Source organism: Paenibacillus sp. UNC451MF (assembly GCF_000686845.1).
Taxonomy (GTDB): domain Bacteria; phylum Bacillota; class Bacilli; order Paenibacillales; family NBRC-103111; genus Paenibacillus_S.
Map to the genome: position 1 here is coordinate 111,317 of NZ_JMLS01000012.1, position 18,280 is coordinate 129,596.

Annotated in this window: 14 protein-coding genes; all 14 read left to right on the forward strand. The window is 45.6% G+C overall.

Annotated elements, in window-relative coordinates; genetic code table 11:
• Window positions 1-68 precede the first annotated feature (68 nt).
• Entirely contained in the window at window positions 69-707 is a 639-nt protein-coding gene (locus tag BP97_RS0114480) for a VC0807 family protein (protein WP_028549746.1), read from the forward strand.
• 22 nt (window positions 708-729) lie between these two features.
• Window positions 730-1,266 carry a GNAT family N-acetyltransferase gene (locus BP97_RS0114485; protein ID WP_051620590.1) on the forward strand — a complete coding sequence of 179 codons (537 nt, stop codon included), beginning with the start codon at window positions 730-732 and terminating at the stop codon, window positions 1,264-1,266.
• A gap of 251 nt (window positions 1,267-1,517) precedes the next feature.
• Entirely contained in the window at window positions 1,518-3,833 is a 2,316-nt protein-coding gene (locus tag BP97_RS0114490; protein ID WP_231506312.1) for a helix-turn-helix domain-containing protein, read from the forward strand.
• Between the two features lie 163 nt (window positions 3,834-3,996).
• Window positions 3,997-4,968, forward strand: a complete 972-nt coding sequence (locus BP97_RS0114495; RefSeq protein WP_081824191.1) for an ABC transporter permease — start codon at window positions 3,997-3,999, stop codon at window positions 4,966-4,968.
• A gap of 24 nt (window positions 4,969-4,992) precedes the next feature.
• Entirely contained in the window at window positions 4,993-5,889 is an 897-nt protein-coding gene (locus BP97_RS0114500) for a carbohydrate ABC transporter permease (protein WP_028549750.1), read from the forward strand.
• 48 nt (window positions 5,890-5,937) lie between these two features.
• The gene (locus tag BP97_RS0114505; RefSeq protein WP_028549751.1) at window positions 5,938-7,617 is read left to right on the forward strand and encodes an ABC transporter substrate-binding protein; all 1,680 of its coding nucleotides are present in this window, start codon (window positions 5,938-5,940) and stop codon (window positions 7,615-7,617) included.
• A gap of 400 nt (window positions 7,618-8,017) precedes the next feature.
• Entirely contained in the window at window positions 8,018-8,938 is a 921-nt protein-coding gene (locus BP97_RS0114510) for a carbohydrate ABC transporter permease (RefSeq protein WP_028549752.1), read from the forward strand.
• Between the two features lie 24 nt (window positions 8,939-8,962).
• Entirely contained in the window at window positions 8,963-9,799 is an 837-nt protein-coding gene (locus BP97_RS0114515) for a carbohydrate ABC transporter permease (RefSeq protein WP_028549753.1), read from the forward strand.
• 101 nt (window positions 9,800-9,900) lie between these two features.
• Entirely contained in the window at window positions 9,901-11,220 is a 1,320-nt protein-coding gene (locus BP97_RS0114520) for an ABC transporter substrate-binding protein (protein ID WP_028549754.1), read from the forward strand.
• A 127-nt stretch (window positions 11,221-11,347) separates the two neighbouring features.
• Window positions 11,348-13,102: a cache domain-containing sensor histidine kinase gene (locus tag BP97_RS36320; RefSeq protein ID WP_036745884.1), complete on the forward strand. Its 1,755-nt coding sequence runs from the start codon at window positions 11,348-11,350 to the stop codon at window positions 13,100-13,102.
• Window positions 13,095-14,663: a response regulator transcription factor gene (locus BP97_RS0114530; RefSeq protein ID WP_028549755.1), complete on the forward strand. Its 1,569-nt coding sequence runs from the start codon at window positions 13,095-13,097 to the stop codon at window positions 14,661-14,663. The genes BP97_RS36320 and BP97_RS0114530 overlap by 8 nt, the downstream gene beginning before the upstream one ends.
• Before the next feature lie 109 nt (window positions 14,664-14,772).
• Window positions 14,773-15,495, forward strand: a complete 723-nt coding sequence (locus tag BP97_RS36325; RefSeq protein ID WP_051620592.1) for a DUF2238 domain-containing protein — start codon at window positions 14,773-14,775, stop codon at window positions 15,493-15,495.
• Between the two features lie 167 nt (window positions 15,496-15,662).
• Window positions 15,663-17,873: an alpha-galactosidase gene (locus BP97_RS0114540; protein ID WP_036745885.1), complete on the forward strand. Its 2,211-nt coding sequence runs from the start codon at window positions 15,663-15,665 to the stop codon at window positions 17,871-17,873.
• Window positions 17,874-17,898: 25 nt separating this feature from the next.
• Complete coding sequence (locus BP97_RS0114545; RefSeq protein WP_028549757.1) at window positions 17,899-18,273, forward strand: cupin domain-containing protein; 375 nt, start codon at window positions 17,899-17,901, stop codon at window positions 18,271-18,273.
• Window positions 18,274-18,280: the final 7 nt, after the last annotated feature.

Genomic DNA, 18,280 nt, shown 5'->3' on the forward strand with positions numbered 1-18,280 from the left:
AAGTTATTCATTGACAGAATCGGCGGAAGCCGTCGGTTCGAATTCATTTTAGAGGAGGATACAATCTCATGTCACGTGTATTTCGCGGAATTATCATTACTTTACTTATTAACGGTGCAGTTCCTTATGTCTTGTACGTATGGTTGTCCGAGTATATGTCCAGCTTTGCGGCTTTATCCATTGCAACGGTCGTTCCGATGGCTGATAACCTGATTCATTTGGCTAAGTATAAGAAGCTGGATGTCTTTGGCGGTATGATGCTTTTCACTTTTTTGATGGGGATAGGGCTTATTCTGTTGGGCGGTGATGAGAAGCTGCTGCTCATTCGGGAATCGTTCATTACAGCTGCGGTAGGCTTGCTTTTCTTGGTTTCACTGTTGTTCAGAAGACCTTTGATCTATCATCTAGCCATGCGATTTACGGTCAAGGACAACACGAATGAGAAGTCGAGCTTCGCCGCTAACTGGGATTATTCGTACTTTCGCTTTGTCGTTCGGCTGATGACGGCCGTTTGGGGTGGAATGCTGCTTGCGGAGGCGGGGGTACGTATCGTGCTTGTTTTCGAATTGACTACAGCTCAGTTTTTGGCCGTATCGAACTTGGTTTTTTACGGTTTCATTGGCGTAACGATCTTATGGACCGCACTGTACCGGAAACGCTCCAAAGCCCGTATGCTCGAAATTAAATCGAGTAAGTCAGTATTGTAATGATTGGAGGATGAGGGTCAAGATGAGAACCGGTCAAGATATGAATATTGAGCAAATCGACTACAAAGAGCTTGAAGCTATAACAGAATTGTATGGTGCGGTAACACGAGATATGCAGATGAGGGGGATAGACCAGTGGGACCAATATTACCCGACCAAGCCGGTATTTCAGAACGATCTGCATAACGGTCACTTGTATGGAATTCAGAAGGATGGACAGTGGATTGGTGCAGTGGCTGTGAATGAAGAGCAAGATACGGCGTTCGAGGGACTGTCTTGGAAGGATCCATCTGGAAAATCGTTAGTAATACACCGACTGGCGGTACATCCGGATTATCAGGGGCAAGGCATCGGCAAGAAACTTCTCCTGTTTGCAGAAGCGGCGGCAGCTTTAAATTACACCAGCATTCGGCTGGACGCTTACTCGGCTAACCCCGCGGCTATCGGTATGTATGAGAAAGCAGGCTACATCAAGATTGGAGAAGCCAGGTATCCTTTTCGCAAGCATCCATTTTCTGTATTTGAAAAAGTCCTTTCTTCGGAGCTTCGCCCTTTATAAGGCGAGGCTCTTTCTTTTGGTTGGCTGCAACATTGCAAAACAATTGTTAATATAATTAAATGTAGTCGTGATGCGATATAGGAAGATATGGTACAATGTGAGAGCCGGCTCAGGTCTTACTTATGACTTGTAAACCGTAAATGGGATGCGCTTACATTTAAAGATGAGCCCAAATATGAGCTTCCACATAGGACTACTTAGCAGCTTTATCATGTTGGAATCCAATTGAATTGGGGGTATAACGATTGCTGGTGAAAAGCGAAGCAGTGCGCTCCAAAGGAAGACACCGTCTTTTTGCTCGTCTTCTAATTCCATATCTTGTCTTTCTAATGCTTGCCATGATGATCGGCTGGATCATTTACCAGAAGACGATCGTATTGATAGAGAAAGAAGCTACAGAGAATCATATGAACCTGCTCGAGCAGAGTAAGGATGTGCTGGATCGAAGGCTGGAGGAGCTGGCTTCCATAACACAGCAGCTTGTGGCAGATACACGGATCATTCAGTTTCAACCGGTAACAGACCCTTTTAACGGAACCAATACCTACCGAATTATGGATATGAACAAAAGCTTATATGATTACAAGCTGTCCAACAACTTCGTATTCAATTATTACGTACTGTTCAAAAACAGTGAAATGGTGTTCACCTCAGGAGCGAGTTACTCCTATGAGCATTTTTTTCAGCGTGTTGCCAATTTCAATCAGATGGATTCTAAAGCGTGGTCATCCTTAATCGCGAATCAATTCCACACTCGGCATATGCTGCCTGCCCAGAACGTTATGATGGAAGGGCTGCCATATTCGATGCTGACCTATCTCCAGTCGATTGGCTATCCAGGTAACCCACAAGGGGTTATCGCCGTAATGATCGATCAGAAGGAGATTCAAAAGCTGTTTCAAGGTCTTCACATTTCGGATGGAGGCTGGGCTTACATATTGGATAATGAGGGGAAAATCATCAGCTCCTTGTCTCCTGGAATAGAGAAGGATCATGTGCCTTTTGAAATCAAACGGCTTACCGGTTCCAAAGGTGTCATAGAACAGGAGCTTGATTCCAATCAGATGATGGTTACCTATACCAAATCCAGCTATAACGGCTGGACCTATTTAGTAGGGCAGCCGACGGCTGTCGTGTTAGGTAAGGTTCGATATATACAAAAAATTATTTTTACTTTCGCCTGTGTGTTCCTGGTAGCGGGTATATTCGTCGCCTATTTGTTAGCTTATCGTAACAGTCGGCCACTTCGGAATATTGTAAATATGATCATGGAAAAAACAGATGCGCTCTCGCAGCAGCGAGACGCTATAGGCTTTATAGGCGAAACGGTGAGCGGGCTGTTTCAGAACAATCATCGGCTCCAATCAGAGATCGAGCAGCAGGTCCCCTTGCTAAGGGCGGCGTACTTTCAACGGCTCCTTACCGGTCAATTCGTGTCTGCCCGTGATGCAGATGTGTTGTTGAAGCATGTCGGGCTGGATCTGCAGGGCATGTCTTACCTCGTGACTATTGTCCATTTGCGTGGCTTTGACAATGGATACAGCAGTGACCTGCTGGAGGAGCTTGATATGAAGCGGGTGCTCGCAAAAGAGATGCTGCGCAGGGCGCTGGACTATGATGGCTTTGTCTATGATATAGCCGATGATCAATTCGCTGTGCTGTTTATTTATAAGGCAGACCAAGTTGCCTCCTACAAGGCGCATGTTGAACAAAAGCTGAAGGGAACGAGAGATACAATCAACGACCAGCTCAAGCTGGTGTCTGTCTATGGGATAGGCGGTGTGTGTGATAGTCTCACGGGGATATCCAGATCCTATGAGCAGGCACGCGAGGCGTTAAACGCACAAATTTGGAACAACAAGGAAGGCGGGCTGTGGTATGATGAGCTCCCGACCGATATGAACAATTACTATTTTCCTCAGGACGTGGAGACTCGCTTGATCCACTTGGCCAAAGCAGGGGACCAGATCGAGGTCCAGCATATGCTGGACGAGCTTTATCGTGAAAACTTCGAACACCGGCATCTTTCCATGTCTGTTATGAAGCTGTTTCTGTTTGAAATGTGGGGCTGTCTGGTCAAGCTGCTGCCGCAGATGGAGCTCGATCAGCAGATCGTATACAGTCGAATGGCCGTGTTGAACAGCAGCAATGATTCGTACGACAGTATGCGCAAAAATTACGTGTTGATTCGAGCTACCTTCCAATGGGTATGTGAAAGCGCGAATGAAAACAAAAAAAGTCAAAATGTAGAGCTGATTGAAACCATTATTGCTTTGCTTCAAAGCTCTTATATGGACAGTGACCTGTGTCTGGATAAAGTAGCCGACCAGATTCGTATATCTAAAGTGTATTTGTCGCAATTTTTCAAAGAGCAAACCGGAATTAATTTTTCCGATTATTTGGAAACCCTGCGTATGGAGCAAGCAAAAATGCTGCTTCAATCGACAGGACAAACGGTTAACGAGATTTCGGAGCATGTAGGCTACAGCTCCTCCAATACGTTTTGCAGAGCGTTCAAGCGTCTGCACGGGGTAAGTCCTACTGCTTATAAGAAGCTGCATACCTAAAGTAACGGCTGAATAAGCCGTTTTTCTTTACTTTTGCACAAAATATAAGCAAGTGCACAAGCGATATCCTAACTTTTGCACAACATTTTAACGCTTTCTTCTTACGCTTTAAGGTCGTTCCTTTTATGATGAACGTATTCACATGAAAGGAGATGAACACATGATGAAAGCGGTTGCACCTGCGAAGGTGGAAAGCAGTAGCGTAACGAAAACAAGAAGTCAGCCGTTTTCCCGCTGGAAGCAAATCAGACGAAGCTGGCAATTATACACATTGCTTGTATTGCCGGTTGTCTATGTCCTTGTATTCAAATATTATCCGATGTATGGAGCGCAGATCGCGTTTAAGGATTATATTGCATCCAAGGGAATTACGGGAAGCGAGTGGGTGGGCTTCAAACATTTTATCCGTTTTTTCAATTCCTATGAGTTTGGAAAACTGATGAAGAATACGTTGATTATCAGCGTATACAGTTTGCTGGCGGGAATCCCGTTTCCAATCATTTTGGCTTTATCTTTGAATTATGTAAAAAACCAGTTTTTCAAAAAAACAGTTCAAATGATCACTTACGCGCCGCATTTTATTTCTGTGGTCGTTATGGTAGGGATCATTCTGGAGCTGCTGGAGCCCCGCAAGGGATTAGTGAATCTGCTGTTGGTCCAATTAGGCTTTGAGCCTATCAACTTCATGGCGATTCCAGAATACTTCAGCTCAATCTACGTTTGGTCCGGCATTTGGCAGAACGTTGGTTTTTCCTGCATCATTTATTTAGCTGCCCTTGCTGGCGTAGACCCTGCTCAACACGAAGCCGCTGTAATTGATGGTGCCAACAAATTTCAACGTATGCTTCATATCGACCTTCCAAGTATTATTCCAGTCATGATTATTTTGCTCATCCTGAATACAGGTAATATTCTGGATCTTGGCTTCGAGAAGGTGCTCCTGATGCAAAACTCGTTGAATGCACGGACCTCTGAAGTTATAGACACGTTCGTGTACAAGGTCGGACTTGCTTCTCAGGCGATGAATTACTCATACTCCACGGCAATTAATTTATTCAAATCGATTGTAGGTCTGATTCTGCTTGTTACGGTCAACTCCATCGCCAGAAGAACGAAGCAGGAGAGCCTATGGTAGGGCCGGAGAGAGGAGGAAGCCGAGATGGAATACGCCAATATTAGAGAAGGTAGGACCGATCGTTGGTTTAACATTATTAATTATGTTATCCTTACGCTATTTCTCATCACAGTGCTGTATCCGCTAGTCTTTATTGTAAGCGCATCATTCAGCAGTCCGAATGCAGTGACTTCAGGACGAGTCTGGCTGTGGCCTGTTGAACCAAGCCTGGAAGGCTATGCTGCGGTGTTCAAGCACAAGCTCATCTGGAGCTCGTTTCGGAATTCCGTATTTTATACGGTTGCAGGAACATTGATTAATGTCGTTTTGACGGTTATGGCCGCATATCCATTGGCACGAAGAGATTTGTTCGGCAAGAATGCCTTTATGCTTTTGTTTGTATTTACAACGATTTTTTCCGGCGGATTGATTCCAAGCTATATTCTGGTGAAAGACTTAGGCATGTTAAATACGGTATGGGCGATGATTTTGCCTAGTGCTATGAGCGTGTTCAATGTTATTATTGCGCGTACTTATTTTAAAACGACCATACCGGATGAGTTGCTGGAAGCGGCTCAATTGGACGGCTGCAACGATTTCAAGTTCGTATGGCGAATCGTTATTCCGTTGTCCGGACCGATCATTGCTGTCATTATGCTTTATTCGGCCGTCGGATATTGGAACCAATATTTCAATGCTTTGATCTACTTAAAGCAGCCAGCTTTGTATCCGCTGCAGCTCGTGCTAAGAGAGATTCTTGTGCAAAATGAGGTTGATGTAAGCATGTTATCCAGCTTGGAGGATCAAGCGAACCGTGAAGGCTTGCGGTCATTGCTAAAATATTCACTCATTGTCGTATCATCATTACCGCTGCTTGCTGTATATCCGTTTGTACAAAAGCATTTTGTGAAGGGCGTTATGATCGGTTCATTAAAAGGATAGAACGCAATGAAGTGTATGGATGGGCAAAATTCGAAGGGGGTTTTTCAGATGCAGAGGAAAAAATGGCTTCCAGTAAGCTTAGGCTTGGCATTAGCAGCAACGGCGGTATTAAGTGGTTGTGCGGATAAAGGTGATCAGCAGGGAGCTTCAGGGCAATCTCAGCAAGTGACGGTGAACCCGGCGGGGCAGCTGCCTATCACTAATGAAAAGACGACGCTAAAAGTTCTTGTTAAAGGAAGCCCGTTCGTAGAAGACTTCTCGAAAAATGAGTTTACGAAGTTTCTGGAAGAGAAGACGAACATTCATATCGAATGGGATGTAGCTCCAGAGAAATCGGCGACAGAAAAGCTGAACCTGGTGCTTGGAAGCGGCGATTTGCCTGATGTCATCATGGGCTTTGGTGTCTCGCCTACACAGCAGCTGATCTACGGAAGTCAAGGTGATTTCCTTGATCTTACTCCTTATATTGAGAAATATGGAGCGGAAACCAAGAAGATGTTTGACAAGGTTCCAGGTGTAAAAGAGGCTATTACCGCCCCAGGAGGCAAGATTTATGCTCTGCCTATGGTGAACGAATGCTTCCATTGCTCGATGTCGCAAAAGCTGTGGATCTACAAACCATGGCTGGATAAATTGGGACTAGCAGTGCCTAAGACGACCGATGAACTGTATGAAGTGCTGAAAGCCTTCAAGACCAAGGATCCTAATGGCAACGGCAAGGCGGATGAGATTCCTTTGGCGGGAGCGGCTGTAGGCCCTAACGTCAATATCGATTCGTTTATTATGAACTCCTTTATATTAGATTCCAGTGCCAATGGAGTCGGACAAAACAACTGGAATCGTTTGTTTGTTAACAATGGGAAAGTGGATCTTCCTTACAACAAACCGGAGTGGAAAGAAGGCTTGGCTTATTTACACAAGCTGTATGCTGAGGGCTTGATTGCTCCTCAATCGTTCACCCAGGATAGGGACCAAGCGAGACAGATGGGGGAAAATCCGGATATCAACATTTTGGGTGCGGAAATCGCGCAGCACAATGGCGTGTTCACCACCTTCAGCGGACCCAGCGGAAGATGGCTTGAAGTCGTGAGTGTTCCGCCACTCAAGGGACCTAAGGGAACACAAATCACGCCGCTTAACAACAGCGTAGGCCAAGGACGTTATATCATTACGAAAGCAAGCAAAAACCCGGACGCTGCTTTCAGACTTGCTGATCTGCTGTATAGTGAAGAGATGACGATGCGCGAAACGATTGGCCGCTTGGATGTGGAATGGAAATATGCCGATAAAGGCGAGGTGGGTATTAACGGCAAGCCGGCTATTTGGAAGAAAACCGACGTCGTTCTGCCAACCGTACAAAACGTAAGCTGGTCACAAACCGCTCCAACGCTCAGAACCAACGATTTCCGACTCGGCCAGGTTGCCGATCCGAAAAATCCGCAAGAAACGATACTGTACAATGAAACGAAGCAAAACTACGAGCCGTACAAGCAGAGCATGAATACGGTTCTACCGCAAATGTTCTTTACTAATGAGCAAGCCATGGAACTCGCAGATCTGGAGAAAACCATTACAGATCACGTGCAGGAGATGATTGCGCGTTTTGTAATCGGGGATGCGAGCCTTGATAAAGATTGGGACGGTTATTTGAAGAATCTGCAAAATATGAATTTGAAGCGCTACTTGGAAATCTACCAAGCGGCATATGACGCAAAGATGAAGAAATAGGGTATAGCCATATAGTTTGAACAATAAGCCACAGGCTGCTCGTTCGGAGCAGTCTGTGGCTTATGCGTCATTTAAATGCATCAAATGCACCACGTTTCACGAGCACAATCGCCTGTTCACGTGTCGTTTGACCGAGGGAGCTCTACTTCCTAAGGGGTTCTTTTAAGGAGACAACTAGCTTAGAAAATAGGAGCAAAGGGAAGGGAGAGAAATCGTATACTTAGCAAGCTTCGTCCAGACAGGACGGGGCTTTTTTTTGTATGCAACGTTTCTTTATGTCCCGGAAGGTAAAAATAGTGCACAAACGAGTAAAAATCATCAGCGTGAAAATAGGCTGGAACCTTATATAGTAGGAACAAGCGAATACAAAAATGAGGTGAACAGCTTGGCGGATAACAAAATGGAGCTTGGTACGCAGAGGCTTGCCCAGCGCAGAAAATTTTGGAATAACGGACGAAAGGACGCCTTGATCGGCTGGCTATTTCTAGCTCCGGAATTTCTTGGAATGCTGGTGCTTGGCGTATTTCCTATTGTATTTTCATTATATTTAAGCTTTTGCGATTGGAATTTGGTTGGCGGTCTATCCAGTATCAAGTTTGTTGGTCTAGACAATTTCAAGATGCTGTTTGAAGACGAGAAGTTCTTCATGGCATTAAAAAATAATTTGATTTATACGTTGTTTACAGTACCGATCGGGATGATTCTCGCACTTGTTCTAGCAGTCATTATTCATTCCAAGGTATATGGAAAAGAATATTTTAAGGCTGCGTTCTTTATTCCCTATATCTCTTCCATAGTTGCCTTAGGAGCCGTATGGAGTGCGCTGTATCATCCATCCCAAGGGCCGATCAATCGCTTCTTAATCAGCATCGGCATCACCGAACCGCCTAAATGGCTTGCGGATACGCATTATTCTCTAGCGGCGATTATCATCATTGCAATATGGGCGGGAATTGGCTATCAGATTATTATATACATTGCCGGTTTATCCAACATACCGGACGAGCTGTACGAGGCTGCTGACATTGATGGCGCAACGCAGACACAGCAGTTTTTTCGTATCACGCTGCCACTGCTTGGACCTACGACCTCGTTTTTGTTTATTACTTTGTTGATGTCCTCGTTCAAAGTATTTGATCTTATTGCCTTCCTGACAAACGGCGGGCCGAACGATTCTTCTACTGTACTGGTTTATCGCATCTATGAGGAAGGCTTCCGTAATTTCAGAATGGGTTATGCTTCGGCCATTTCATGGGTATTGTTTATCCTGGTTGGCGTCATTACGCTCATCACTTGGAAGCTGCAGAAAAAACCGGAATAGATCTGGAGAGAAGGAGAGCCTAAGATGCTATCTAAAAGAATAGATGTTCCAAAGCTGTTTACAACGGCGATACTTGCCGTGCTATCCGTGTTATTCCTGGTTCCGCTGATCTGGATGCTGTCGGCAGCTTCCAAATACGAGCAGGATGTCATGTCTTACCCTATTCAATGGATTCCTACGGCATGGAATTTCGTGGGTAATTTTAAAGAAGTATGGCTGGGCAAGGTACCGTTTTCCTTGTTTTATTTCAACTCGCTGAAGCTGGCTATCATTATGACGCTGAGCACATTAATATTTTCATCGATGGCTGCGTTCGCGTTTACAAAAATTCAGTTCCGTGGCCGTAATGTAGCTTTTGGTTTGCTCTTATCGTTCATGATTATTCCTTCGGAAGCGACCTTGGTGCCGCGCTATATGCTGCTTAAATGGTTACACTTGTATAATACACATGCAGGGCTTATCGTTATGGGAATGTTCTCTATTTATTTCACTTTCCTGCTCAGACAATTTATGATGGGAATTCATAGTGAATTTATTGAAGCTGCGAAAATAGATGGTGCTGGATACTGGACGATCTACTCGCGAATCATGCTTCCCTTGTCCAAGCCGATCCTTGCAACCGTCGGGATTATTAAGTTCATCTGGACCTGGAACGATTACCAGAACCCGCTTATATTCCTGATCAAGCAGCAGCTGTACCCGATTCCGCTGGGACTTCAATTGTTCCGTAACGATTTCGCGGATAATTATTCAGTAGTCATGATGGCTTCTCTTGCTGCGATCCTTCCTTTGCTAATTATCTTCGTCATTTTGCAAAAGCAGGTCATTAAGGGGATTTCGCTCGGAGGGGTTAAAGGGTAAGGTCAATATAGTGCACAAAATACACAAGATTCTGCACACTAAGAACTAAACAAGCAATGTACAATTCATGTTGTAGTCATAAACAGTAGGGGGAATACAAGTTGAAAAAGCACAGTGCCATTGTATTGAGCGGTATGATCGTCACAGTATCTGCTTTGAGCGGATGCGGCAGCCCAAAGGCGGATGATACATCACAAGGAAAAGCGCAGAGCATTACATTGAAATATTATAACTACGATGCAGATACAGATGCCCCAGCCACGAAAAAATTGATCGAAGACTACCAAAGCAAAAATCCGAATGTAAAAATCGAGTCAATCACTCTTGTTCCGGGCAACTCCGTAGAGACATTGAAAAAGCTGGATGTTACGATGTCCTCCGGCGAACAGGTAGATATCGTAAGATTTCCGAGCATTGAGGAAACAATGTCCAGAGCGGCACAAGGCGTTCTAGCTCCACTGGACGATTTTTATGCCAAGGATAACGTAAAGCCTGAAGAGGAATATTATGTGAATCCGAAGTATAAAGGAAAATATTACGCAACCATGCATACTTCCAGCAATTGGTTCGTGCTATTGAATGAGGATGCATTGAAGGAAGCGAATCTTCCCGTGCCAAGCTTTGACTGGACTTGGGATGATTATCGTGAATATGCGAAGAAGCTGACCAAAGGAGATCGTTACGGTACCTACTTCCACAACTGGGGCGAGTACGTGAATCCGATTGCGTATACCGACAAGAAAAACCCTTATGTGACGGAGGATTTAAAACCGCTCTTTAACGATGCCTCATTCAAATATTTCTTTGATCTTCGCCGCGCGATGGAGAAGGAGGACAAATCGGCTAAGACGTTGGCGGATGTTATTGGGGCCAAGCTGAACTATCGAAACGAGTTCTTCACCGGTAAAGCCGCCATGATGATGAGTGCGACGTTCATTCTACCTGATGTAGGCAATGTGGAGAAATATCCGCATACGTTCAAGACAGTGTTCGCTCCGTTGCCGCGTTCCTCCAAAAATGTTGAACCTGGATTGACGAACATTGGAGGAAGCTATGTGGGTATTGCTAACAGTTCTAAATATAAAGAAGAGGCGTACAAGTTTGTGCGTTACATGACCACAGAGCAGGATGCCAGACTCGAATTGTCCGGTTGGAAGAAAGGCGACTCCAAAGCATTGATCGAGGAATTGTACGGCAGCAGCAAAAGTCTGGCTGATATGACTACGCTTAACTCAGTACTGACCGATAAGCGCGTTAAAACGGCGGTGTCCAGTGACATTGCAGTAGCTTATGGAGCTCAGCTGAAGAAAGTGATGGAAGACGGCTTTAGCAAATATTTGCTCGATAATGTATCGGCGGAGGAAGCACAGAAGTGGATGGTCGAGCAAGCGGATAAAATCATCAAGCAAAACACTAAATAAACCGGATCAAACAATAGGGCGCCCGCAACGGCGTCCTATATCCAATTTATTAAAGGATGAGATGGGATACTACAGCGGAATATGCTAGGATATGAACTGTGCAATCAAGGTCAGGAGGAGGATCAACATGAGCAACATTTTTCATTTTACCTTTTATCGTCGAATTCAGATTTCATTTCTCCTGCTGATTCTGCTGCCAACCGTGGCTGTATCTTATATCAGCTATTCGGTAACGCAAAACAATGTGAAGGAAAAAATTCGTTTAAGTAATGAATCGGTTATCGCAGTGATGGCGAAGGACATTACGAAAATGATCGACGATTTGACCTACTCCTCCAATTTCTTTGTACAGGATACGAACGTCCGCAAGGAGCTCCGCAGCTTTGCCGATACCAAACGAATCGGTAATTATTCGGATCTGACCACCTACCAGCAGATCAAGGATTTTTTTAGCTTGACAGTCGCTAAGACGATGAATACGGACATTCTCATGTTTCTTGTAAATAACGAAGGGTTCATTGTTCAGTCTAGCGAAAGCTTGAGTGTGTCCCCGGAGCAGATTCAGCAGCATTGGGAGAAGGTCAAAGATCGTGTAGACCCAGATCAACGCAATTTGCTTCAATGGCTTGGAACGGTTGCGGTCACATCTAACGGAGAGCAAAGCAACTACTATGTTTCGAGAGTGCTTCGCGATCCTGCGGACAACCGGCTGTTGGGTATTTTGTACATTGCTATTCCAAGCCAATATTTCGATAAATTGTTCCAGCAGCTTCAGTCCGGGAACATGGTTCTTTATGACGCCAACGGTGTCCGAATAGCCGGAGATTCTAACGTAGCCTATTCTGCGGCGGAAGCTCCCTTGGAAAATGTACGCAACGAAGTCATGATTGAGAAGGCTGGCTGGAAGCTCGTCTATGAAACGCCTAAGAAGGAAGTCACAGGAGAAATATCCAGGACGTTTTATATAGCGCTTTTCCTCGTAGTCCCGTTCTTTATAATATTTTTCTTGATATCGATTGTTATGGCTAAAAGATTACATCGGCCGATTCGCCAGTTGGAGCTCGGCGTGAAGTTGTTCGGTGAGGGGAACCGTAAAATTCGATTTCAAGCGGAAGGCAAGGATGAAATAGCCGATCTTGGAAAAACGTTGAACACGATGCTGGATCAAATCAACCAGTTGATTATAGATATCGAACAGGAACAGGAGCAGAAGCGGGAGATGGAGCTTCAGGCCCTTTTCTCGCAGATACGACCCCATTTCTTGCTCAATACACTTAATTCCATCAAATGCAATTTGGTACTACACAACGATGAACTCCATAGCAGCAAGATCGATTCGTTAATGAGTTTACTGAGAGCCTACATGAAATTTAGTGAGCCTTCTACCTTGCAGAGCGAGTGCAAGCTGCTTGCGTCTTACGTGGACATTATGCAGATGAGAAACGATATTCAATTGGAGTTCGAAGTGCATTTGGAGAAGGACACGGAGGGCATAGATATACCAAAGCTTCTGCTGCAGCCTATCGTAGAGAACGCATTTGTTCATGGCTTTGCAGAAGAAGTGGATAGGCCGCGAATTGAAATACGCTCTAAGTTAACTGATGGAGAGCTGCAGATCCGCATTGAAGATAATGGAGCAGGTTCGGAGGAGCAGCGATTGAAGGAAATGAACGAATGGCTGCAGCATCCGGATGCGGAGACTCACAGCTCTTATAAAAGGGTTGGACTTATGAACGTACTCCAACGGTTGCAAATGACTTACGGCCCTGGTGCCTCGATGCATTTAACCAGAAACGAGGCTGGAGGGGTTGCCGTACTGCTGAGAATACCTCTAAAACCGGAAGAAGCGGAGCACAGCAAAGAGGGGGATGCGAATGCTTAAAGTGATGCTAGTGGATGATGACGTGCCGATGATCAAATATTTAGTAAAGTTGATCCATTGGAAGGAACAGGGGCTGGAAGTCACTGCGACGGCCCATTCGGGGAAAAAAGCGCTCCAGCTATTCCGGGAGACGAATCCTGATATTGTTATTACCGATATAGGGATGCCGCAGATGGACGGCTTGGAGCTGGCTGGAGAGCTAAAGAGGATCAAGCCGGAAATCCGAATTTTGTTTCTAACATGCCATGAGGAGTTCCACTATGCCAGAAAAGCGGTACAGCTGGATGCAGACGACTATTTGATTAAGGACGAGCTGTCCCGTGAGCAGCTGGAAGCCAGTTTAAAGAAAGCCGCCCAAGAGGTGAAGGATCAGCAGACCCAGCTTGGAGAATGGACGTACAAGCAAGATTTGATGAAGAATAAGGATGTGCTGAAGGAACGTTTTTTTGCGCAAATGCTATCCGGCTCCTCCCCTGAGGAGATGCTAAGCTTCGGCAAAAGGCTTGGCTTCGAATGGAACCATTCCCATTTTATCGTTGCTATCGGATATTTGAATTATGCATCATTTCCCAAGCAATATCGCTATGAGGATGTTCCTGTGCTGTTATACGCGATCAGCAATATAGCTGAAGAGCTGTCAGCCGATACGAATCTGGTCACAACACTAACGGATACGGAAGCTTATTTTGTCTGCGTCGCCAACTACCAGCCGAATTTAAGCTTGAATACGGTAGAGCAATTTCAACAGCTGCTTTCTGCACTCCGGACCAAAATTAAGGAGTACTTGAAGGTCGATGCATCTATCTTTTACGGTCAGCCCTTTAAAGGGATTGAGGGCATCAAGCAGCAATATAAGCAGTTAAAGCAAACTGATCGCTCCGCTTACTATGAGGATTTGACGTTTGGACCGATGCCTGCTCTAGGAAACAAAATGTGGTCAGTAGATGTGACAGGTGTGCTAGGGGAGGAATGGAGCCGGATCGTGCGGTCATTCAAGGATAAGGACGAGCAGCAGACGAATCAAGCGCTTAGTGAGATGAAGCAGAAGGCATACAGACATCAACTGGACCCCGGTGAATTCATGGCCAAATGTTCGCAGTGGATCAGGGTGCTGGAGCTTGAAAGCAATGAGCATAGTGATGAAAGTTTCCACGATTGCATGGTGAGATGCAGACGATTGGATCAATCGATGCTGCTGATGGAGAAGAAGATTAAACAATTGATGAGTGCTAACCCTGACCCTGGATTCGAGAGAAAACCGAAGCTGCAGCAGATTGACCAATTTATTGCGGAGCATCTGTCGGAAAATATTTCACTTGTGGATATCGCCGACTATTTATTTCTAAACCCAAGCTACTTATCCAGGTATTTCAAACAGGAAACCGGCATGAATTTCACCGATTACGTTCACCGACACAAGATGAAAATCGCCTGTCACATGCTTAAGAGCAAGCAGGACAATATCGAACGGATTGCTTTTAAGCTCGGCTATATGGAGAGGACGTATTTTTCGAAAATTTTTAAAAAGTACGTCGGGGTTAGTCCGAAGGATTATAGATAAGTGATTCCGTTAGTGATGAATACTTCTGTAAGAGCATATGTCATATTTAGGTACTCCATAGGACAATCTAAAAGGAACTAACCGATCTGTTCCGAGGAGGAATCTTCAGATGCTTCGTCTGTCTGAGTCTTCGCCAAACGCTGGATCCTCATTACTGAAAAGCCACAACATTGCTTTCCGCAAAAATTGGGTTTTGCATCTATTGATCGCTATATTCGTTCTTTACTGGTTAGCTATGGCTATTCATCCTGTTGATTATAGAGACTTTTATCTAGAAAGCGCGCTTCCCTTTATCCTTATTGCAGTGCTTGCCTTTCTTTATCGTCATTTTGCATTCAATAATATTTCGTATATTTTGATAACTGTTTTTTTCATACTGCATCTGACAGGGGCGCATTATGCATATGAATATTCCCCGGTAGACTTTTGGTTCAAAGGGACATTTCATTCCGAGCGAGGCATTTCTGATAGGCTGGTGCACTTTGCGTTCGGACTGTTGATGGTATATCCGTTAGAGGATATGATAATTCGTCTAATGAAAACCAAATGGGTCTGGTCATATGTCATTACCTTTTCAGTGATCATGGCAGCCAGCGCCCTGTTTGAGATATTGGAAATGCTAGTAGGGCTTATGGCTAATCCCCAGCTAGCGGAGCAATACTTAGGTCTTCAAGGGGATGTTTTGGATACGCAGAAAGATATGATGATGTCCCTTTGTGGAGCGGTTATTGGTATCGGCTGTATTGCAGGTTATCGGTACTTTAAACAAAAAGACCCTTCAGATGATGATGGCAGAGAGGGGCATAAGGGGATCAGAGTCAGAGTAAGGTGACCCGTGAAGTTAAACGTAAGCAGCAGTCCGAGCCTAAAAAAGGCTCGGTTTTTTTGTCTTTCAAGCTGAAATAAAAGAAATTTCTCCATATAAAAGTGTGTTTTGTCCATATTCGGGCTTTTAGCGCCGTTATATAATGTTGGGTATATCTAACTATGGAGGTAGCCATGAGCAGCATAAGCTATGATTCAACAACACAAACCTTTCATCTACAGGCTCAAAATGCAAGCTACATTATACAAATCATCAAATCGAAATATATCGCTCATGTACATTGGGGAAGCAGGGTGCGGGGAACCAATATCGGACGGCTTCTAGCTAACCGTAAGCGCTGTTCATTCTCGCCGTCAACAGATCCTAATGATCTCAGCATATCACTGGATACCCTGCCGCAGGAGCTGCCGGCTTATGGTGGAAGCGATTTCCGAGTACCTGCATATCAAGTGCAGTTGGACAATGGCACTACAGTAAGCGAGCTGGTCTACGAATCTCACCGGATTTATCCCGGGAAGCCGCAGCTCGAAGGACTCCCAGCCACTTATGTTGAGCAGGACGAAGAAGCGGAAACGCTCGACATTGTTTTGACAGACAAGCTGATCGGCTTGAAGGCAGTTCTTTCGTACACCGTCTTTCGTGATTTCAACGCGGTTGCCCGTTCTGTCCGGTATTATAATGAAGGCGCTGGACAGCTCAGACTTCTTAGGGCTCTTAGCATGGGCATTGACTTACCGCATCCGAATTTCGATATGCTTCATTTGTCGGGCTCTTGGGCGAGGGAACGACACATCGAGCGTCGTTCTCTGACGACAGGAGGATCATCCATCGAGAGCCGCCGCGGTGCGAGCAGTCACTCGGTCAATCCGTTTGTTGCACTGCTATCAAAGGATGCAGACGAAGATCACGGGGAAGCTTACGGCTTCAGTCTTGTCTATAGTGGCAGCTTCCTGGCACAAGCAGAGATCGACCCGTACAGTACGACACGAGTGGTGATGGGAATCAATCCTTTTGACTTCTCGTGGCTGCTGCAGCCGGGAGAATCGTTCCAAACGCCAGAGGCAGTCCTTGTCTACTCCGCTGAAGGGATAGGCGGAATGTCTCGCACTTATCATAAGCTGTATCGTACACGCCTATGCCGAGGCGAGTATCGCGATAAGTCTAGACCTGTGCTCGTGAATAACTGGGAAGCAACCTATTTTAATTTCAATGCCGATAAAATTGAAGAGATTGCCAAAGTTGGCCAAGAGCTCGGGTTGGAGCTGTTCGTGCTTGATGACGGATGGTTCGGCAAACGAGACAATGATAAAAGCTCGCTAGGTGACTGGTTCGTCGATTTGAACAAGCTTCCGCAAGGCTTGGAGGATCTAGCCTCTAGGGTTAACAAGCTTGAACTGCAATTCGGGCTTTGGTTTGAGCCGGAGATGATGTCGCCGGATAGTGAGCTGTACCGCGCACATCCCGACTGGTGCCTGCATGTTCCGGATCGCAGACGCACGGAAGCACGTCAGCAGCTCATTCTTGATTTCTCGCGCAAGGATGTGCGGGATTATATTGTCAAGGTCGTCTCCGACATTCTGGCAAGCAGCCCGATAAGCTATGTCAAATGGGATATGAACCGCAATATGACGGAAATCGGTTCAGCTTTGCTGCCTCCGGAAAGACAAAGGGAAACCGCCCACCGCTACATGCTCGGGCTATACGAGGTGCTGGAGCGGATCACTTCCGACTTTCCGCACATTTTGTTCGAGAGCTGCTCCGGAGGTGGAGGCCGCTTTGATCCTGGGATGCTTTACTACATGCCGCAAACCTGGACGAGCGATAACACGGATGCGGTCGAGCGGTTGAAGATCCAATATGGAACAAGTATCGTCTATCCGATCAGCTCAATGGGCTCACATGTATCGGCCGTGCCGAACCATCAGGTTCACCGCATTACCCCGATCGAAATGCGCGGTCATGTAGCGATGTCGGGAAACTTCGGCTATGAGCTGGATTTGACCAAATTTACGGATCAGGATAAAGAAGTAGTCAAGCAGCAGGTTGCTATGTACAAGGAGTTAAGACCGTTGATCCAGTTCGGCGATTTTTATCGCCTGCTAAGTCCGTTCGAAGGTAATGAGACAGCGTGGATGTTCGTCTCCGAGGATCGAACGTCTGCTCTAGTGGCGTTTTTCCAAGTGCTCTCGAAGCCGAATGCGCCGTTAGCTAAGCTGCGCTTAAAAGGCCTTGATCTTAACAAGGATTATCGTGTGCAGGAAGATGGGGCGGTGGAAGCTGAAGAGAGTCTGTTTGGTGGAGACGAATTGATGCATGTCGGGCTTAACCTGCCTCAGTGGAAGGGTGACTTCCGTAGTCGCTTGTACCACCTGAAGGCAGAATAATATATCATAACCGGGAGGAATCGATATGAAAAAGTATCGTTTGTCTGATCTGCAGGATACGAAAGAAGGACACTTCTTACAAGGAATTTTACCAGGAGAATATTTATCCTCCGGCGGTTTGGCATTTGAAAAACCAGGCTATCGCACTCATTCGAACGACGGCCCTGAGGGAAGAGACTATCATGTTCACAAGGATTGCGAAGTATTCATCATCGCGCAAGGGAAAGGTGAAATGGAAGTCGATAAAACCTTCCATCCCGTTGTTACCGGAGATATTTTTGTTATCGAGCCCGGTGAAGATCACCATCTGATCTCCAGTAAGGAAGATCCTATAGTAACGTTGTGGGTTCATGCGGGACCTGCACGCCACAAGAACCAGCTGGAAGAACAGCAAGGATAGACGTACA